Below are 19,614 nucleotides of genomic sequence, written 5' to 3' on the forward strand. Positions count from 1 at the left end.
CGCAAATGATCGCAAAATGAAACATAACTTAAATGTCATACTGAGTCTTCTACTGACCATTTTTATGCAATCGTGCAAATCGGATTTTTTGGATGCCAAGCCAGATAAATCATTGACAGTTCCTCGGACCCTCGCTGATTTGCAATCTTTACTAGATAATAGCGATAACGTCATGAACGAAACGCCTTACTTGGGCCTCGTAAGTTCTGACGATGTATACATCAGCGATCTCGGATTAGTGCCGATGAGAGCTCCTGTACCCGCGGCATATAAATGGGAAAAGGAGTTTTACTCAGGACAAGTAGATTATTCTACGGACTGGATTACGTGCTATAAACAGGTTTTCTATTCAAATATTGTTTTGGAAGCCGTGGATAACTTAACTGAGAATCATGCAAAATCTTCGCTGGACAACGTAAAAGGAACTGCGTATTTCTTTAGAGCATATGCTTTTTTTCAGGTTGCCCAACAGTTTTGTGAGACCTATGACCGCACAAACGCTAGCGAAACCCTAGGAATTCCCCTTCGTTTGGTCCCTGATGTTGATATTCCATCAGTTAGATCTTCTTTAGAACAAACCTACACACAAATAGTTCTCGATCTCGAGCACTCGTTGAGACTTTTGCCTGAGGTGCAGATAAAGCTTACTAGGCCTACTAAAATAGCTGCTTGTGCATTGCTTGCAAGAGTTTATTTGGTCATGGGAGACTATGAGAATGCTGAGCGCTATGCAAGTCAAGTATTGGCAAAACAGTCTACTTTATTGAACTATAATCAGTTCGATCCAAATTCTACCAGGCCATTTCCGACCGTTTTACAGGAAGGATACAATCCTGAAGTTTTATTTTATAGTGTAATGGGCACTATACCAGGATTCCAGATATCTTCTGAGGCGGGCGTAGACACGGCTCTCTATCATGCGTATGATGACCATGATTTGAGAAAAGGTTTATTCTTTCGCAAGCGGAGTCAAACTGTCTTCAGCTTCAAAGGACAGTATTCCGGCGCAGGTGTTTATTTCACTGGTTTGGCTGTTGATGAAATCTATCTCATAAGGGCGGAATGTCGAGCACGAATGGGCGACTTTAAGGGTGCATTGAGCGATATCAACAAGTTATTGGTAACTCGCTGGAGAGTAGGGATGTACGTGCCGCTCAGTTCTTTGGATCGTGATCAGCTTCTTTCCCAAATTCTTAACGAACGTCGCAAACAACTTGTTTTTAGAGGCTTACGTTGGTCAGATCTTCGGCGGTTAAACAAGGACGAAAAAACAGGTATGTCGCTATTTAGAAGGGTGCAAGGTGAATTAATAGAACTTCGGCCAAATGATCCCAAGTATGTCTTCGCTTTACCTCCCGACGTGATAAAGTACTCCAACATGGAACAAAATCCAAGGTAAAAATAAAGATGGTACAATAAGATTAGATATTAACATCTTAGAATCCTGGCGTAGCAAACGGAACAATGTGTGTAAGCGTTGATGCCGGCAGGCATAAACTGGAACTATGATAGCATAGTTATGCCTTGAACGGAATTCCCACCCGCGGGGTAGAGGACCTTTCCATCTCAATGAAAGAATAAAAATAAATAAAAACAGATCAGAAAATGAACAAGTTAAAAGTAATGATAATACTGGCCGTAGCTTTATTTCTTGCGGTCAAGGTGAGTGCGCAAGGTTACGCGGTCATAGCGGGAAGGTTGCAATTCGGTCCGCCAGACGCTAATATAAAGTTAGTTGTAATGAGCAATACTTCCAAAGGTAGTGCATCAATGGAGATAGATTCTGTATCTATTCAGCAGTTGGATAATAGGAATTTTGAGTTTCTAGTGCCCGTTCGAGATGAAGTGGAATATATTGCATTAGATTTAATAGAATATAGGGATTATCATGAAAAAGGTGTGCAGTTATCTACATTTTTCGTTAAGCCCGGGGACACGATCTTTATCCACGCGGACCAAGATAAAAAGCTTAAATTTTCTGGAAATGCCAGAAAACGTCTGGAACTTAACTACCAACTTTCTGGAATTGGCTATCCAAAAAGAGTCTTTAATACCGATCCAGCAACGTATTACAATTCATTCAAACAAAGCTATGCTAAAGGGTTGCAGCTCATAAGCGATGCTGAAGGGAGCATAGACGCGGAGGACCTCCGCCTGATTGAACTAGATTATAAAAGCACATCTTTGGGGGCTCTCTACCAGGTGTTCGATCTTTTTAAGTTTGGATACGGTTACAACGAAAAATACGGCGATATCGGAAAGAAAGTCTATGAAGACTTTCTCTATAAAGCAGAAGAGGAAAAGCAAGACGAATCTTTGGGTATACGGTCACTTTTCTATGCGAGATATTTGTTGTTCAAGTGTCTGGCCGACGCGCGGTACGACAGCGTGATTCGTAAAGTTCCAGTACACCCGTTGGAATTTCTTACCACGAAATATTCAGCAGGAGAATTGCGTGATAGAATCCTTACTAGCTATTATTTTCGGAATCGGCGTGGTATGAACAAACGTTATCTCGAAGCAAGGCCCTACTTGCACACCGCTAAATATCATAAAATCTGGGATCACCTAGCTCAGTATCATTTATATGGAAACAAGGTTGATCTGAAAACTAGATTTATTAATCCAAAAGGAGAAAAGGTTACCTTGGAGGATTTTAAAGGTAAAGTGATGGTAATCGATATGTGGTTTACGGGATGTGCGTCTTGCGTTCCGGTAGCGCAGGCAATGCCTAAAATAGAGAAGGCCTTTGAACACCGAGATGACGTTGTAATCATCAGCCTATCCGTCGACGCTAAGATAGAGAGTTGGCTGAAGAGTATCGATAGAGGTGATGAGCATGGTCAGAAAAGAGGTCTTTTCTATATTAGCGACCAAACAGATTATCTGAAAATTGAGGATAACCCAGCAAATAGTAAGTTTTTGAAAGATTTTCATCCTACCCGCTCTTATCCGTATTTGTTGTTGTTCGACAAGAAGGGCAGAGTTTACGATAACGATGTTCCCTTACCTCAAGTAAATCAGGGGCGTGATCTAATTGCAGTGATTCAGAGCGCATTATCTAATGGCGACTAATCGAAAAAGGGTCCTAGGCGATTGCCAAAGGACCCTCGTGCTTATCTAATTTCAATAAGCTCTGCGATTCCGCGATCCGCGGTAGGGACAAAATTATCCCCAATCTTTACAGCTGTGCAGAGCTGTGACTCAGAAGCAGTACAGTCAACGGAATAGCCGTTCGGAATGGGCTGCCAGTCAGGCGCTCCAGAGGAACTATTAGCATTGTAATGCGTTGGCGACTGCAGGGTAGAGCCGCTCATAGCTAAGGCGCTACTGGTAATCAATACGCCCGCAATAGCTAGCATATTGACATTTTTAAAAATTGTTTTCATTGTTTAAGTTTTTGAAGCACGGGCTTCGATTAGTTCCCTGCGGATCCTGGATCCTCGCCACAAGGAAAATGGAATATATAGATATCATATGTCAGGGTGGATCCCGATCCCTGCTTCGATGTTCATTAGTTATCGTTGCACTGCACTTTGTTTTATTTGCCGTGATAAACATAAACCGACTATGCTTATGCCAAGAAAAAGAAGATTAAATGCAATGTGCCATGGGTAGCTCAAGTGCTGTAGAATCCCGCCGCAGGAACAGGGGCGATGCCCGAAGGTGCCGTTCATAGCAATGACGATGTATACAGTAAATGCTATCAAAAGGACGAATGAACTCCATAAGCCCAAGCGTTGAGAAGGACGAAAGAGCAAAAGTAGAACCGTTAGAAGCTCCAATACAGGGATCAGCCAGCTCAATACATCAGCAATGGGCAACGGAAATACCTGTTTGCGCATGCTCGCTTGCGCGAGCTCATAATCCATTAGTTTCACGAGTGCCACGTAGAAGAACATGCTGGCTAAAAGCATCGCGCAAAGCTGAAGAAGAGGATTGTTTTTCATAGCAATATGATTTTTATCAAAATTAGCTGGACATACGTAACTTCTGTTAGCTTCTGTAAAAAGGCTATTATAGGGGTGTTAGAATATAGCAACGGATTTATTGGTAACATGTTAGGTAGTTTACAAGGAACGAGGGTAGGATGTTGTCACGCAGTACCGCTTTAACGATTAACGGTTGAATAGCTCGCGGCGCTTAATCTTTTGAAGGGTCGATCGGGATATGCCAAGCATTTGTGCCTGTTGGTGCTGATTGAGGAAGGATGCGATCTCGGGAAGTAATCTATGAAAATGCTGATAGCGTTCCAACGGTGTATGTTGGCCTCGGACCTGATTCAACAGATAGAGGAACCGAATTTGTTTGTTAAAAAGAATCGAAACCAGCGTATTAATATTTTGGTCTTGATTGATCCATTTTTTGAGGTCTTTATAAGGGAGACACAATACCTGACCTGGTCGGATAACCTGGATCGATCCAGCAATAGGCTTATTGCTATGTAGATGGGCCGTCGTACTGAGTGCCATTTGGGGAACAGCAAGGTTCAAGATAGTTGGTTTACCCAATGAATTGTTTACTACATTGATAATGGCACCCTGATCTACGATGAAAAGGGTCATTTTCGGCCGTTCTTCTTCAAAAAGGAACTGACCTTTTCGCGTCCGGATAGCCTGCAGATTTTGTTTTGCCCATCGGATATGCTCGGGCTTCAGGTCACAGAATCGTGACCATCTGTTTATCAGGTTTTTAAATGCCCTATTGTGATGATGGATTTGCTTGCCTGTCATGTTCAGTTTCAAGACTGCTGATGAGCTAAGTTCATGAATGCGCAGGTAATTTTCGAGTAAATAGGTCAAAAGCGACGTTTTGTCTGTCATAAGCGTATAATAAGCAGTCAAATCGAATAAACTTATATAAATACACCGCAAATAGGGCGAGTTGATACATGTTTTTTGAATGTTCTCTGGCAAAAAGACATTTTTGTTTCGATCGATCAGAAGACTTCTAGGCCAGAAGCCGTAATTCCGGTGCGAGACCGGAGTATTGCTTACAAGAACAAAAAACGACTATGGAGTTGATGCAAGAAGTGGGAAATGCCCAGGTTCATTCCAACCGGTTATTGGCTCGCCCAGAGCAGCGAATATTTGGACAGGACGATCCAGATGATAGAAAATGCAATATTGTATTTCCTTTCTAGGTTCAGCTGGCGTGTTCTAACCAGAACACGCTAGTTTTAACTCTCCTTGTGCGCAGACTACATGGTCCCGTTCTGCAAATAAAAAGTCAAGAAATGGATCAACACCTTTTTGAATGCTTCCAGCAGATGGATGCACCAACAAAGCGGCGATTGGCATACGTCACTGCCAATTTTAAAAATGTCTTCGCTAACCAAGATTTAGCAGCTGGTTTGCAATTTTTTGAAAAATTTGAGTCCTTCGCTCATCATCGTTCAAAAGCTCATCCCGATGCGATCGAACAATGTGCCGGTGAGGATGCGCTCGCCCTTTCCCCCTTTATGGATATCCCACATTTCTGGGTTAGTTTTCATTATGGAGTTTACCAATTTTTACCTTTTCGCCTAATCAAGCAAGGTATTTCGGTTTGTTTGATCATATCTCGGAAGGTAGCCCCAAAATTTATTACCTACTATACAAGAGCGCTTGAAAGATATCACCCAAGCGGACGTCTCTGTTTTTTAATGGCCGAAGACCCGAGACTCTTCTTTCAGCTACGCCAAAAAATCCATGAACAGTTCCATCCTTTTGTTTTTGCCGATGGTAATTACGGCGCATGGCCCGCTCAACATGGGAATCTGATGTCCGTTCCGCTTTTGGGGGCAAGATTGAACGTTCGCTACGGTTACCTGCGTATAGCGTCTTTGCTCGGCTTGCCTGTCCACCTGCTATTGGATGAGTCGCATGATCCACAGATGCTTTCGCCGATACGATCATCACCATCGGGAGAATTGCGAGGAAACAATATCCGCTGTATTCTAGAGAAACTCTATATCGATTTTTCTCACTCGCTATGGCAATCTCCATATCTTTGGGAGGCCTGGTATTACCTTCATGAGCAAGCAGTGCCACAGAGGCTCCCCAGACGAGGAGCTGTTGTAGAGGACATGATTCCGTGGGTCAATGGAACAGGATATCAAGCACTCGACTGTCATTCATATGAGGTTTTTTCGATCAGCGAAACGACATATAGACAACTGATGACAAGGATTTGTACAGAATAGATTATTTTGTATTTTTATGGTTCATAAAATGTATTTTAACCCATCAGGAGTGCCCGCTTTTTTGTTAAAATATGGAATCTCATATGAAAATAAAAGAACATGTTTGGCTCTGGATATGCTATACTTTTTATTTCTACCTTATTAATCTGTTGGGGAACCCCGAGCTTCCGATTGCAACTGTTCTGCTTTCTGTTCCTGGCTTTATGTATGTATTTTACGCTATTTCCTGGATCCTTGAGCAGTATTTTTCGCAAAGGAAGTACTGGAGTGCTGGTCTCGGCTTTTTTACGGTCTACGGGAGTGTTGGAATATTGCTCTATCTGCTGACCCGACCCGAGTCGGGGATGAATATGGTCTATGGGAAATATTTGGTTGCCGGAAGAGATTTCCAATGGCGTCAGTTCCTGCAGAATTATTTGGTTTTCATCGGCCACTTTACATTTTTGGCGGTACTTTCCCATCTGAATGCAAGACGCAGACTGGCCTGGGAAAACAGTCTCAGGGAAATGGAAGCAAGATTGAAAGAGGAGCGTCTGAGAAAAGAGTTTCAGTACAGTGCACTGTCCCTGCCTGTCCCCTCGCATCTGTTGGTCAATGTGTTCCAATCTTGGCATAATCAGTTGCACGAATATGATCTTCCCATGAAAGATCAACTGCTTGAAATGTACGAACTGATCCGCTTCTTCATGATCTCCTGCCTACCGGAAAGTCCCCGAACGATATCTTTGGCACGGGAGATCGAAGTATGTCAGCAGTATCAGCGGATCCAAGAGCAACTCGCGGGGCGTCCCATGTATATCGATTGGAGGGTCTCCGGAAATATTCATGGCGTAGTCATCCCACCTACAAGCTTGCTTACTTTGCTGATGAACGTGTTCAAGCATGGCGATGTGTTCTGCCAGAGCAGTCCGGTGCGCATACGAGTTGACGTAGAAAAAAACGCTTACCAAGTTCGTATGGAAAATGCACTTCCTTTACATAAATCTTCGTTTGCAAGCCACGGATTAGGGCTAGCAAACTTAAAGCAACGATTGGAATTCGTATTCAAAGATCGCGCAAGCCTCAGCTTCGGAACATTCCAACAGACCTTTAAAGTCGAACTGAAAATCACAGACATTTGATCACTAAACAATAAAAAAATGAAACAGTGGAGCGCAATCATTGTCGATGATCAGCAAGCGAGCATCGATCATCTGATATTAATCATGAAAGAAATTGAATATATTAAAGTAGAACGTACCTTTACCGATCCGATGAAAGCGCTACGGTACTTGCGCATCAACGAAGTACACCTGATTATTTTGGACGTAGAACTTGGATCGATGGACGCATTTGACTTTTTATCTTCCATGCCTCGCAGTGACGCTAAAGTAGTCTTTTATTCTGCCCATGCGCAGTTTGAAGACCCTGGTTACGAGCGCAACGTGGTAGATTTCCTATTGAAACCAGTCTCCCCGCTTCGATTGAAGCGATCCATGCAGCGGATTAACGAGCAGCTCAACCTCCAACTTCCAGACCTCGGGCTTCCAAAGACTTTGGACCATTACGACCATTTCTTTCAGGTAAAAGGCCATACGAAGTTTATGCGCACCCGGGTGGAGTTCAAGAACATTATCTACATTACAAAATCGGGCAGGCACCTTTTGATCTACCAGAACGACGGCTTAATACCGGCTGTCAGCAGGGAAAGTTTCGATTACGTGCTGAGCCTGCTCCCAACAAATTTCTTCATCCATTGTGCCCAATCTACGGTATTTAACGTTATGTATTTCCATTCCTATGTTGACCAAAGCATAAAATTGAATCTCATAAAAGAGCCGATCCATGCTGGCAAGTTATCGGTTTATAAAGACCTTAGAAATTTTTTAGAGACAAATAAGATTTAAGTTGAGTTAGGCTTTACTTGGCGTTATGGCCGCACGTTAGCATGGCCCGGGCTCTGCCGTGCCTAAATATGATCGACCACTACCCAATAAGTTAATTTATGAAATCTAGAAAATATATTTTGCATTACTTCGATAACCTCGTTCATCGCCTTGTTTCCGATTCAGAGGATATGGCTCCAGATCAGCATTCTCGTATAGCCGAGCGAACGCGCCGTGAGCAGCTAAATTTTCAGATCGCCATCAAGGAAGCCGTATGTTCTATCTCAAGAGAAATTGAATTGCAGCGTTTCCTGTCCAGGCACTATTTAGAGGCATTACATCTCCAAGAAATTCTGATTGCAAGAATTCACAAGGATCCGAGCTGGTATAATGGCCAGTCACTCCTGTTGGATACATTGACCGACGTACTGGGCGGACTAGCAAAATATTTGGAACAACGCTATGGCTATTTACTCAGGTTCCCTGATCCGCTCCCCGACTCAAATTTAAAAGCACGAGTAGCTAAGATCTCGGCAGAATTTCAATCGGTAAGCTCACTTCTTCCTCCGGGCTTGTTTAGCGAGCTTCTCAGCATGCACTTCGTCCGGCTCGCAGAGCGCGTCAGGTCGCGTTTCGTGTTCAGTAAATCTTCATTAGATTATATGAATGCACTTGTTCGCAGGATACATGAGTGGGACTGGGACAACTCGCACAAGGCTTTTGATGCAATAGAGCGATTCTTTGTGTATATGAACTTCAATTCCAAAGCTGTCATGGATCTGATGATCGCCAAGATGGAAAGCCAGCTCTCGCTATTGGAGAAATCTGAAGATAAGCTGCTCTATTTGATGGATCGATTGCGCTCGTTTAGACAGCTCCACCGTAAACCGCGTATTTGCTTAAATCCGGGCTATTGGTCGCTCGATCAGTTCATCGAGAAATGGTTTGAAGCGGAAATCGCTTTTCTGCGCTCGACCACGGCGCTCGCTGGTCACGGAGTGCCGCATCCATCCATAAAAGCGCCGCTTGCCCAACAGGTATCCCTACCTATGCAGAAAATTCGCTGCGGGCTTTCGGGCGACCAGATTGCGATCGTTTTGCGTGCCGCTGATGAGGTGAGAATGATCGAATCGCGTTCGTTAAATATGGTATTCAAAACGATGATTCCATATATTGCAACCGACAATAGGTCGACGCTCTCCCCCTCTTCTATTAGAGTAAAATCGTACCATCCAGAGCATAGAGATAAGAGCTTTGTGATCGATAAATTACATCAAATGATTGAGAAAATAAAAGACTATTGATGCGACCGCTTGTGGGTCGATTTGCGAACCTCCAGCGTTTACCAGCCAGCACTAGGCCTATCGCAGTAGAATTCGTGGAATCAGTACAAGCCTTCAATACAGCATAAACTATTGTTAGACTTTATTTATAAAGATCCAAGTCGTTTTCCTGCACAATCGCTGACAGGTTGGTTTAGCGCCAATCAACCTCGAACTTTATTCGTAGCAAAATCTGGTTTTTAAAATTTTCATCAGAATAGCCTTTGTATGTAAATTCCTTGACTTCCTCAATCTTACGTAAAATGTCTTCGATTTCTAATATAAAGTTGGCGGTTAACTGGATATCACTAGCTTGTTCGAGGGTAACATAACGCTTGAATGTCAATGTCTTTTTCATAAGTTTTTTTATATGGGTAAACCAACTTTCGAACAATTGGTGTGATTCAAGTTAAATTTTCGGTTGACATTCGGCAGAACGCAAAAAATTTTAACTAATTCACCTTTCTTTTTTTTTTTCGCAGTCACAATAAAATAACAAAGGGCTCTACATGTTGCTTGTTATGTTGGCAATAAATAGAACCCATGGGATAGTTAGACGAGCGTAGATCTGCGCGCTACGCCGCATCTTTACCTTGTTTATCTTCATCCATTTCCAAAATGGCCATAAGGAGTAAATAGTAACCTCTCTCTAACCCTAAATTTGCTGCTTTTTCTTCTATGCTTTTCATGATATTAGTTGTTATGGTGAATGTTTATTAGTTGTTTTGAAATATTCTTGCAACTTCAGTGCAAAATTTGCAATCGACGTATTTCTTGACTACAATTAATATTTGGTTATCCAGTTTAAATGAAAGGAAAAAAAATTACTTTGCAAGGAAAAAGGAGATAATAATGATATGGCGACAATCGATAAATACTGTCCTAAAAAGAAGACGGTTTATTGATTCCTAAAGACCAATCAAAAGAGTGATGAGCCGTAGCTATCGAAGCTACAGTTTTTGACGTTTTCCGCAGTTAGTGCGCAACATATATCGCCTGTTGTAATTTGTAACCCTGAGGATCGGTAATCTATGGATTTAGATTCAGATAAGATTTTTCATAAGGACTGGGGATCAACAATGCTCGACTTCCGTATAGCGCGTACCCCAGCTAGCGGTCTATTCCATCAGATAATCATTTCGTCTTACTAAGAACCAAGTGCTGCAATTCGGGGTCGGAGAGTAATCGTTCGATTTCAGAGAATGCTATTTCAGAAACGTCCTTTTTTATCTGTAAATAGTTTTCTTTTACGAAAGAATCATCGATAGGGTTGATCAATTGAATTGGCTCATATGCTGACTCTTCAGCTTTCAAGGCACTGTGGTTATTAAGAATTTGCGCATGGAAGCTTTTCAATTCTATGGGCGTTTGCGGCTCGTCGGCGACCACACCTACAAATTCTCCTGAGGAAAGAGATGATATTGTAGATGCCGGAACGGCCAGGTCGAGCTGTTGAGAATGACTGATAGATGTTCCCGAATCATTAATCGATACGCTCTCCCTATCCTGCATAATCTTCCCTACTCTTTCGGATAACTGACGAGCAGTCTCACCTGAAACCTGGCCACTAATAACGTTTCCCACGATGTTCATGATGACGTCGGCCAGGTCGCGGCCATAGTCTTTTCGCAGCTGGCTAATGTCTTGAACGCCTAGACAAGTGGCTACTCGATTGCTTCGCGCTGTAGCAATCAAACTGTCGATATTATTCAGGTAGATTGTCGGAAATTCATCGAAAATCAAGCTGCACTTCTGCATACCCTTTCGATTGACCTGCTTGATAAGACGATTGACGTATAACGATAGCACTGCGCCATAGATTTGAATCTTCTGAGGATTGTTGCCCATACACACGATCTTAGGATCCATTGGGTTATTGATATCCAAGTTAAAGTCATTGCCCGACAGCACGAAGTAGAGTTGGGGCGAGGAAAGTCTGGCAAGCGCAATCTTTGCAGATGCGACTTGTCCCTCCAGCTGTTCCATTACATTGTTAATGTAAGCATTCACGAATGGATTGATCAACACTTCAATTTCTTTATTGGTGCGCAGGAGAGAGAAAAGCCTGTCGTAGTCCAATTGCATAAGTTCTATGACGTGAGGCAAGGTGCAAAATTCACCGTCCTGGTATCGACGTAAATACCATATAACAGCGGTTAAAAGGTTAATCGATGATTCGATAAAGAAATCTCCTTGACGCTTTATCCAATCTCGGTTCAATCCCAACAAGATGGTTCTCGCCGATTCTGCGGCGTCTGAAATATCGGTCATCGCAGACGGTTCCAAAGGGTTGCACCGATGTGAGCGTCGCAGATCATCAAAGTTGATGCAGAAAAAACGACTTTTAACAGATTTGCTTTGTTGGGAGAGCTTCCAGTGATGGTACGCGATCTGCGTCAGGTCATCGTATTTGAAATCATACACGAACATGGCAAACCCCTTTTTTATATGTTGGGAGATGACATGGCGGATAACGAAGTAGGACTTGCCCGCACCTGGGTTACCTAACACTAAGAGCGCCCTGAAAGGATTAATAATGTTGATCCAGCTCCGGCGGACTTGGTTCTTTAAACGGTAGCGACAGGGCAAATTGATAGAGTATTCATTCTCGATAAGCTCTTCTTGTTGTGGAAAAGTTTGATTGTCGCGATTAAAGATGTCTTTAGCTAACAAGCGCTGTCGAATCACTCTAGTGATCTGCGTAAATCCTCTGATGAGTAGCAGAAATCCAGCAATCGAAGTGAAAGTATAAAACAGGGACTGCATCTGATGCGTTAAGGGAGTAAACCAAACGACCGAGTTCAAAAGGTAGAGGATGAACCCACTTACGATACAGAGGAGTGCGGGGCCGACTTTGAATTTTTTCTCTTTTTTCCCTTTGGTGCCTATCAAAGATAACAGCAAAAACGCAAGAGCCAGTATTTTCGCAAAATGATAAGTTCTGAATAGGGCAGTCTGTAGCAAGATATTCTTCAGACGTTTTACCCATAGCGAGTCGAGAAGAGATATAGCAAAGCTGCCTTCCACCACCAAAAGTATATGCAGGATCAAAAGGCAGAACGCCAAAACTCTGCACATGTCGCTTATTTTTCGCAGCGCCTCTATATTTTCTCCCGTATTCATGCTAAAAACTTTTCCTGTAAGCTTTCTCTGTAGTAGTTTTGAGCTCTGTAATGTTCCGGTCGCAAGGGTCATCGGGGCCCTGTAGACGTTTTGACGCACTAGCAATTTGTTGATAAGCTTCTTTTGCCAGCCCTTGACTCAAAGAGCTCAGCACACAATGGTGGACATGATCCACTAGCATAACCTTGCTTTCTCCATCTTGAACAGGAGCGTGATAGATGCCAATACCCCGCTTGGATAGTTCAGAGCTTAGCAGATCATCAGAAATCTGGCGATTGGAAAGAAGCAAGCTGAGCTGGATTCGCGTTTCCCTGCTCCTTGCTGAAATTCGGAAAGAATTCATCTTAAAGAGACGTTCTAAATTCCTATAAGTGGGTTTGGTCTTCAGTTGGCTTGCGAGGATACCCGTGCCTATATTTTTGTTTTGAGAATCGATACTGAAGTATAGCAAGCCGGGATGTGCTACCGTAGATCTTTTTGCCAAGGTTACGGCTCTAATCCCATAGGAGGCCAAAACAGCATTCCACTCCGCTAGATGTGTGAGGCAATACCGTTTTTGAACAAACCGGATGATGTGCTCCATACGGTGTTTGGTCGCCGATGTTCCGTACTGCAATCGAGTGGGACGCTTTTTATCCAGTTGGGTCAAATCAAGATGTTTCGGCGTTCGGTGCAGGTTATGTTTTTCTACTAAAATTTCCACAGCAGGAAGTGATAAACGTTTCCACAGGTTGCTGGTGTTTATACGATTTCCATTAGAGTCTATAGCTGTGGTCACGATATGTAGGTGGGCAACTGTAGTGTCCATGTGCTGATAGGTTAGATGGGGCTGGTCCCTAAAGCCTATTAAGGCCATGTATTCCCGCGAGAGCCCCCGCAATTGTTCTAGTGAAAGATTGGTCTGGTCAGGTGAAAATGAAAGCATGATATGAAGGCTCTTTACCTGAGACCTCAAATTCAAGTTGTTTCTATGTTTGAGGTAAGACTGATAGAACGAGCTTGTGATCTGCTGTAAAGGTAATGGGAAGTTACAGCAGTCGATCAAGCTCGCTTTCGCAGATAGAACCTTTTGCTCGTTATAGTGCAATATTGAACTCATTTGGGTTACTTCTTCAATTCGTGCGAACATAGCTCCATTGGTGTTTAATTTGTTGGTTTAATTCGTCTATTAATTTGATTAATAGGTTGATTTTTGCCTCATCAATGGAGCGTAGACTTGGGTTATAAAGGCCAATCCTCTCTAGTTCGCGTTGAATCCTTGAAAGAGCGTCCATCATGGCATCCTCTGATAGATTTCGAGTAGTTTTTATGATTCTCCGTCGGAAGATCATTTGCCGAACATAATGAGATAGCGATTGACACGTGCTGCCTTGCTGTCTTTCAATCAGCAAGCTATATTCTTGTGGCGTCAGGCGAATACGAATGCTTAAGGAACGCACGACCTTCTTTCTTGCTTTTTTCATAAATGGGTGCTTAGGATTTTATCTTCAATGATCCGAATGCTACTTTCTTCGGGCGCCCGATCGAACAGGCCCATTCATTCAGATCTTTATGCTCTTTGTATAGATTGCTCTCATCCGTGTACCTTTGATCAGATGCAAGTGCCATCTGTGTCAGATTTTTACCTGTCTGATCCTGGTCGAAATAAAGAGAGATGTTTTGGTGCTGCTCCAGCACAGGTTTGGCGCGATCGAAGAACGATGCAGAGTTGAGAATAACGAAATCCATTCTGTTCTCATCTAAATCTCGATGTAAGGTTCGAAAAGTGAGAAAATCCATAAAGCCTTCAAAGGCTGCCACCTTTGGATGATCTTGGATATAACTAGAAATATCTTTAGGGGAGCTGCTAATCTTCATGAAACTGTTGCGAATTTCGTATCCACCAGAACGGTTAGGAAAGCCCAAACCGAAATATGTCTTATTGTCGATTTCAAAATGTAGCTCGCGAAGATAGCGGTCGGCGATGCTGATCGAAATGCGCCTTTCTTGAAGGTAGTTAAGCAATGCATCATGGCGCAAGGAGCGGTTCTCTACAATCCTCAGTCCGCTTCTGGTATTCCATTCGGGGTCCTCTGCTCGCTGCCTTTTTTGCTTGAGCGTCGAGGCGTGGTTAATAGAGTCCAAAAACTCTGCAATAGTGAATTGATTGTATCGCATAGCGAAATCAATTATATTTCCTCCCTGACCCATTCCATAGTCATACCACCTGTTCAACCGTCGATTGATCTTGAAAGAAGCTTCCTTTTCAAGGCGCAGAGGAGAAAGATACCAAAAATTATCCCCACGAACCCGTGTAGGCTCGTGGCCTAGACTTGAGAGATAACTCACCATGTCAATTCCCTTGATCTCGTTCAAGTCGGGCGTTAGTTTTTGAAACGTCATACCTATTCTTCTAATTTCTGAACGACTCTGAATAAAACTAAATTAGTAAGTGATGGTCAACAAAGGAATACATCACAAAAAAACGATAGGGGTGCCCATTGCAAAAATAGGATAGGGCATCCCATAATGATTCCAGGAACGTTATCTTTTTCACTGCCTGTTGAGCGGAAGCTTTAACGCCGACAAACTCGCCGGACTCCCTAGCGGAAACTCATTGCATCGGAGCGTTCAGCTGGTAGATATTTTCGATATTGTTTTTATTAGACTGCGTGAGATAAAAAAGCGAGGAGCCTGTTGCTCAGATAGATACCGAACCGGGTCTTACAAAGATTATTCTAGATGTTCTCCTACGATTTTTTTCCAAATACAAAGGAACAGGGATAACCAAACAGACGAGGATGAGCGAATAAAAAAATAATGCAAAAAAGTAGCCAACCTAGGGGGAGGCTGGCTCATTACGCTAACTTCCTTCGAATAAGGAGATCTAATTATTTGACATCAATATAATCCAAATGGATAGAAGATCGCTTTCTTTTTTGTGTACGACGATCTCGAATAATTTTTCAACTTGTTATTCATACCCTCCCCCTCCGATTTAAAACAGCCCGATTGAGTGTTATAGGGCTAATTGCTTTTAAAAACCTAGGGGTGGGTGGGATTTCTGGGTGGATGATGAAAAGATAATCAGGCAAGTTTTCAAACATTCCACTGATATTCTTTGAGTTTTTGCTGAAGGATTTTCCGAGCAGTATGAATCCTAGTTTTTACCGTGCCTTCAGGAATATCTAGATGTGCCGCTATCTCATGATATTTATAACCCTCGAAATGCATTATAAATGCTTGATAATATTTCTCAGGTAAGCTTTGAAGCGCCTCTTGAATTTCGCCCTTTATAAAAGTCCTTTCCCCGTGGTTCGATACAGAGGTTAAAACCTTGCTTTCTTGAGACTGTTGATAAGTTCGATAATTCTGCGCTAAGGTAGATTTACGACATTCATTAATGAACGTATTTCTCATTATCGTGTAAATCCATCCAAGGACATTGGTGCCCTCGACAAATTTTGTATGGTTTCGCACAACTTTTAATAACGTACTTTGGACCAAATCTTGGGCGTCCTCATCATTTCCTGTAAACTTAGTCGCATATTGCATAAGCGCTGCCGAATGAGCCAGCACTTCCTTCTTAAAAAAATCATTGCTCATGTTTTAAAAGTTAAGTTTATCCCTACGAATTGTTGATTATGTCTCTTTCCAAAGACGGTTTAGATAACTAAGCTAGCGAGAAAGCCTCGCGCCACGCGCTAGCCTGTTGAATGTTAACGGTTGTAATGCTAATGAAACAGCAAGCGTTATGCCAAAATGACGATTTATGTCGCTGTATTGCATCAAAATTCTTGAATCGTTGAAAATAGCTGTATATAAATTATCGGCCAGATATGGCACGCTAGCTTTTGAGCTTGAACATTTTGTTCGGTCCTGCGCGTTGCATAAACCGATTCTTAATGATTTCTTAACCTAACCTTTATCCACGATGACTTTACAATGCATCTTTTTTTTTCTTAGTTTTGTGCGCGTTAGGACAGCCTAGCTAATTAATCTATAACCATTTCCTGCCAAAGGAAATACAAAACTCACCTATGAAAAAAAGACATTTATTGCTATGGGCAGCGATGGGCTTAGCACTTCATTCACGGGCAGATGCAAAACCACCCTTCCTCAGCAAAGACCTGGGAAATTTGCACCATGCCTCCTTACAACGAACGATACAAGGATCCGTGAGAAGCGTTTCCGGCGAATCAGTTCCCAATGCATCGGTAAGTAATTTATCCACCGGAAGCTCTGTACAAACCGACGAACAAGGTCGCTTCCAAATCGAAGGACAGGTGGGTCAGCAGCTCCGAGTGACCATTGTCGGCTTTGAATCCAGAACACTTACGGTGGATTCCTATAACATGGAAATTTCACTTGATCCTCGTGATGAAGCGTTGGAAGAGGTGGTTGTAGTAGGGTACGGAACGCAAAAAAAAGTGAACTTGACCGGTGCAGTAGCTACCCTGTCTGGCGATGAGTTAGAAAGCAGGCCTATTGCCAACGTAGGGCAAGGGCTACAGGGACAATTACCAGGATTGACCATTAAGAACAACAACACTGGACCAGGGAATTCTGCGCCACAAATCCGCATTCGCGGTATTGGAACTTGGGGCGATGCTAACCCACTGATCGTTATCGATGGTATACCCGGAGGTAACATGAATATTCTAAATCCCGAGGATATCGAAAATATATCAGTGCTCAAGGATGCTGCTTCCTCGTCAATTTATGGTGTGCGCGGAGCCAATGGCGTCATTTTAGTTACGACCAAAAAAGGCAAATCGGGAACACCGAGCTTGAACTTCAATAGCTATTACGGATGGCAAACCCCCACAGCTTTGCCTAAGTTCCTCGGATCCGTGGACTATATGATTCTTCAAAACGAAGCCAACGAAAATGCTGGGCAAGGGCCTACCTACTCCCAAGATCAGATCGAGATTGCCCGAAATGGTTCTGACCTAAACTATTTCGCCAATACCGATTGGATACAGGAAGTATATAAAAAATCAGCCCCTCAGCAAAACTATAACCTGAGCCTCCAAGGAGGAAAGGATAAAACCAGCTATTACGCTTCCTATGGATACCTGGGAGAGGGTGGACTGGTCATCGGTGATAATTTCAAAGCGGGCAGGCACAATGCTAGAATACGGTTAAGCACCGAAATTCTCGATCGCGTGCAGCTCGACGGAAATTTAGGCTACGTTGATCGCGGATATAATGGATCGGCCTCAGGAAATGATCCGTTATCCATGGCAACCTCCATACGACCGCTAGTGCCAGTGCGTTTTTCAAATGGTAGTTGGGGATATCACGGCGGCCAAAGTAACCCAGTGGCGATCGCAACAGATGGTGGAACCGATCGTTTCACCTCACAGGAAATAACAGCGAACATTTCGGCTACTGTAAACCTGATGGCCGGACTTGATCTTCGCGGACAATACGGTTTGGTAAAATATAACTCAAAGCGTAATAAACTACTCAAGACGATCAATTACTATAGTCCGGATGATGATAAATTGATCTATCGGTCAAATTATCCAAATAACATCCGCATGGATCATTATTCGCAGACCTACCAAACCTTTGTGGGGACGGCGACCTATCGAAAAAGTATCTTAGAGAAACATAACTTCACCGCCCTGCTGGGTTACTCGCTAGAAGAAACGGTTGGCGCCGATTTTTGGGCGTCGCGCCAAAACCTGCCTGTTCAGGATTTGGAATCCCTTGCAGTAGGAACGGAGAATCAGCTAAATAACAGTTCCAGTAACCAGAATGCACTCATGTCGTTCTTTGGTCGCCTAAATTACGACTATCAAAGCAGGTACCTCTTGGAAGGTAACTTTCGTTACGACGGATCATCGCGCTTTCACCCGGATGTGCGTTGGAACTGGTTCGGATCCTTCTCGGCGGGGTGGGTGCTTTCCGAAGAATCTTTCTTTCAGGATATGAAGAGCTTCTGGAATTTCGCCAAACTGCGACTTTCTTACGGTACGCAAGGTAATGATAAAGTGGGCCGCGACTTCCCGTACATGGCAACCCTTTCCTCGGTACAGATCACCAGTAACAATCCGATAGGCGATGAAGGACAAGTGGGATTTCGGCAGACATTTATCCCGAATCGTTACATCACGTGGGAATCCTCAGAAAAATCGAATGTGGGCCTAGACCTTGCATTCTTGAATTCCCGATTGAGCGTAACGGGCGAGTACTTCGTGAACAATACCAAGTCGATTATCTTAAATCCTCCATTGCCCGATGTAATTGGCGTAGGCACGGGATACCCCGCGCAGAATTCTGGACAAGTACAGAATAAGGGCTGGGAAGTTGTAGTAGGATGGAAGGACAAGGTAGGCGAACTTAGCTATTCTGCAAACTTTAACCTCTCGGATGTGAAGAATAAGATTACCAAGTTGGAGAATTATGCGACCAATTTAGGGGATAAAGTTCGATTAGAAGGCTATCCGTTGGATGCATTCTATGGATTTCAGGCGGATAGGATAGCACAGCAGAGCGACTTTACGTTGGTAGGGGGTAAGTTAGTTCCCAACTTTCCATTTCAAAAAGGAGATCTGGTTGCCCCTGGTGACTTGATTTATGTTCCTCAGAATCCTGAGGCAAAAGAAATTACCGCTAAAGACGACCGCGTTATATTGGGGAGCGACATTCCACGTTACACCTACGGATTCAGGGGCGATCTGGCCTACAAGGGCATTGATTTGAGCTTTTTCCTACAAGGTGTAGGTAAAGCCGACGGTTATTTAGGCGGTTCAGCACGCCATCCATTCATCAACAACAGTGCGATGCCTCAAGAGGTACACCTCGATCGATGGACGCCCGACAATTTAGATGCTTCCTATCCACGGCTGGTTTATATGCGAACCCATAATACGCGCCTATCATCCAAATGGATAGAAGATGCCTCGTATCTACGATTAAAAAATATTCAGATCGGTTACAGTTTCCCGACCCAATGGATGGAGAAAGTGAGAGTTTCAAAGATGAGGGTATTTGTTTCGGCAGACAACTTATTTACCAAAACAGACTTCTTTTATGGCTACGATCCGGAAATTCCATCAGGAAATACGGGTAACTTTTACCCGCAGGTGAAAACATATGTCGTAGGTGTCAATCTTAATCTTAAATAGTA

The 19,614-nt window shown here is 43.2% G+C and carries 16 protein-coding genes; 7 read left to right on the forward strand and 9 right to left on the reverse strand.

Translation table 11 applies throughout. From position 1 onward, the window contains the following. Positions 1-16: 16 nt before the first annotated feature. Together B2400_RS07695 and B2400_RS07700 are read left to right on the forward strand one after the other, a co-directional pair. Positions 17-1,399: a RagB/SusD family nutrient uptake outer membrane protein gene (locus B2400_RS07695; protein WP_293932323.1), complete on the forward strand. Its 1,383-nt coding sequence runs from the start codon at positions 17-19 to the stop codon at positions 1,397-1,399. Positions 1,400-1,605: 206 nt separating this feature from the next. Next, positions 1,606-3,075 (forward strand): TlpA family protein disulfide reductase, encoded by a 1,470-nt coding sequence (locus tag B2400_RS07700; protein WP_293932325.1) that lies wholly within the window; start codon positions 1,606-1,608, stop codon positions 3,073-3,075. Between the two features lie 41 nt (positions 3,076-3,116). On the opposite strand, the gene B2400_RS07705 is transcribed toward B2400_RS07700, so the two are convergent. From B2400_RS07705 to B2400_RS07715, 3 genes are all read right to left on the reverse strand, one after another. Beyond that, the gene (locus B2400_RS07705; protein ID WP_293932327.1) at positions 3,117-3,389 is read right to left on the reverse strand and encodes a hypothetical protein; all 273 of its coding nucleotides are present in this window, start codon (positions 3,387-3,389) and stop codon (positions 3,117-3,119) included. A 129-nt stretch (positions 3,390-3,518) separates the two neighbouring features. Next, positions 3,519-3,950, reverse strand: a complete 432-nt coding sequence (locus B2400_RS07710; protein WP_293932329.1) for a MauE/DoxX family redox-associated membrane protein — start codon at positions 3,948-3,950, stop codon at positions 3,519-3,521. Positions 3,951-4,118: 168 nt separating this feature from the next. Then, positions 4,119-4,823, reverse strand: a complete 705-nt coding sequence (locus B2400_RS07715; RefSeq protein ID WP_293932331.1) for a Crp/Fnr family transcriptional regulator — start codon at positions 4,821-4,823, stop codon at positions 4,119-4,121. Positions 4,824-5,236: 413 nt separating this feature from the next. Between B2400_RS07715 and B2400_RS07720 the strand changes: the two genes are divergently transcribed. The 4 genes from B2400_RS07720 (at position 5,237) to B2400_RS07735 (ending at position 9,353) form a co-directional block, all read left to right on the forward strand. After that, a complete protein-coding gene (locus B2400_RS07720; RefSeq protein ID WP_293932333.1) occupies positions 5,237-6,184 on the forward strand; it encodes a hypothetical protein in 948 nt (315 codons plus the stop codon). A 71-nt stretch (positions 6,185-6,255) separates the two neighbouring features. Beyond that, positions 6,256-7,305 (forward strand): hypothetical protein, encoded by a 1,050-nt coding sequence (locus tag B2400_RS07725; protein WP_293932335.1) that lies wholly within the window; start codon positions 6,256-6,258, stop codon positions 7,303-7,305. Positions 7,306-7,323: 18 nt separating this feature from the next. Next, positions 7,324-8,070, forward strand: coding sequence for a LytR/AlgR family response regulator transcription factor (locus tag B2400_RS07730; RefSeq protein WP_293932337.1), 747 nt, complete (start codon positions 7,324-7,326; stop codon positions 8,068-8,070). Between the two features lie 395 nt (positions 8,071-8,465). After that, positions 8,466-9,353, forward strand: coding sequence for a hypothetical protein (locus B2400_RS07735; protein WP_293932339.1), 888 nt, complete (start codon positions 8,466-8,468; stop codon positions 9,351-9,353). Between the two features lie 172 nt (positions 9,354-9,525). Here the strand turns inward: B2400_RS07735 and B2400_RS07740 are convergent, their stop codons facing one another. The 6 genes from B2400_RS07740 to B2400_RS07765 form a co-directional block, all read right to left on the reverse strand. Then, the gene (locus tag B2400_RS07740) at positions 9,526-9,729 is read right to left on the reverse strand and encodes a hypothetical protein (protein WP_293932341.1); all 204 of its coding nucleotides are present in this window, start codon (positions 9,727-9,729) and stop codon (positions 9,526-9,528) included. A 776-nt stretch (positions 9,730-10,505) separates the two neighbouring features. Beyond that, on the reverse strand, positions 10,506-12,494 hold the full coding sequence (gene mobC / locus B2400_RS07745; RefSeq protein WP_293932343.1) for a conjugal transfer protein MobC: 1,989 nt from the start codon (positions 12,492-12,494) through the stop codon (positions 10,506-10,508). A 1-nt stretch (position 12,495) separates the two neighbouring features. Then, a complete protein-coding gene (locus tag B2400_RS07750; protein ID WP_293932345.1) occupies positions 12,496-13,593 on the reverse strand; it encodes a relaxase/mobilization nuclease domain-containing protein in 1,098 nt (365 codons plus the stop codon). Between the two features lie 13 nt (positions 13,594-13,606). Continuing rightward, positions 13,607-13,957: a plasmid mobilization protein gene (locus B2400_RS07755; protein ID WP_293932347.1), complete on the reverse strand. Its 351-nt coding sequence runs from the start codon at positions 13,955-13,957 to the stop codon at positions 13,607-13,609. Positions 13,958-13,967: 10 nt separating this feature from the next. Further along, positions 13,968-14,876 (reverse strand): toprim domain-containing protein, encoded by a 909-nt coding sequence (locus B2400_RS07760; protein WP_293932349.1) that lies wholly within the window; start codon positions 14,874-14,876, stop codon positions 13,968-13,970. Between the two features lie 696 nt (positions 14,877-15,572). Beyond that, positions 15,573-16,079, reverse strand: coding sequence for an RNA polymerase sigma factor (locus B2400_RS07765; RefSeq protein ID WP_293932351.1), 507 nt, complete (start codon positions 16,077-16,079; stop codon positions 15,573-15,575). 434 nt (positions 16,080-16,513) lie between these two features. Between B2400_RS07765 and B2400_RS07770 the strand changes: the two genes are divergently transcribed. Further along, complete coding sequence (locus B2400_RS07770; RefSeq protein WP_293932353.1) at positions 16,514-19,612, forward strand: SusC/RagA family TonB-linked outer membrane protein; 3,099 nt, start codon at positions 16,514-16,516, stop codon at positions 19,610-19,612. The last annotated feature ends 2 nt before the right edge of the window (positions 19,613-19,614 follow it).

The organism is Sphingobacterium sp. UBA6645, from assembly GCF_002455685.1.
Classification (GTDB): Bacteria; Bacteroidota; Bacteroidia; order Sphingobacteriales; family Sphingobacteriaceae; genus Sphingobacterium; species Sphingobacterium hotanense.

Bases quoted from the DNA above. Each gene is read 5' to 3' on its own strand.
- B2400_RS07695 (WP_293932323.1), top strand. From the start codon at position 17: ATGAAACATAACTTAAATGTCATACTGAGTCTTCTACTGACCATTTTT.
- B2400_RS07700 (WP_293932325.1), top strand. From the start codon at position 1,606: ATGAACAAGTTAAAAGTAATGATAATACTGGCCGTAGCTTTATTTCTT.
- B2400_RS07705 (WP_293932327.1), bottom strand. From the start codon at position 3,389: ATGAAAACAATTTTTAAAAATGTCAATATGCTAGCTATTGCGGGCGTA.
- B2400_RS07710 (WP_293932329.1), bottom strand. From the start codon at position 3,950: ATGAAAAACAATCCTCTTCTTCAGCTTTGCGCGATGCTTTTAGCCAGC.
- B2400_RS07715 (WP_293932331.1), bottom strand. From the start codon at position 4,823: ATGACAGACAAAACGTCGCTTTTGACCTATTTACTCGAAAATTACCTG.
- B2400_RS07720 (WP_293932333.1), top strand. From the start codon at position 5,237: ATGGATCAACACCTTTTTGAATGCTTCCAGCAGATGGATGCACCAACA.
- B2400_RS07725 (WP_293932335.1), top strand. From the start codon at position 6,256: ATGGAATCTCATATGAAAATAAAAGAACATGTTTGGCTCTGGATATGC.
- B2400_RS07730 (WP_293932337.1), top strand. From the start codon at position 7,324: ATGAAACAGTGGAGCGCAATCATTGTCGATGATCAGCAAGCGAGCATC.
- B2400_RS07740 (WP_293932341.1), bottom strand. From the start codon at position 9,729: ATGAAAAAGACATTGACATTCAAGCGTTATGTTACCCTCGAACAAGCT.
- mobC (WP_293932343.1), bottom strand. From the start codon at position 12,494: ATGAATACGGGAGAAAATATAGAGGCGCTGCGAAAAATAAGCGACATG.
- B2400_RS07750 (WP_293932345.1), bottom strand. From the start codon at position 13,593: ATGAGTTCAATATTGCACTATAACGAGCAAAAGGTTCTATCTGCGAAA.
- B2400_RS07755 (WP_293932347.1), bottom strand. From the start codon at position 13,957: ATGAAAAAAGCAAGAAAGAAGGTCGTGCGTTCCTTAAGCATTCGTATT.
- B2400_RS07760 (WP_293932349.1), bottom strand. From the start codon at position 14,876: ATGACGTTTCAAAAACTAACGCCCGACTTGAACGAGATCAAGGGAATT.
- B2400_RS07765 (WP_293932351.1), bottom strand. From the start codon at position 16,079: ATGAGCAATGATTTTTTTAAGAAGGAAGTGCTGGCTCATTCGGCAGCG.
- B2400_RS07770 (WP_293932353.1), top strand. From the start codon at position 16,514: ATGAAAAAAAGACATTTATTGCTATGGGCAGCGATGGGCTTAGCACTT.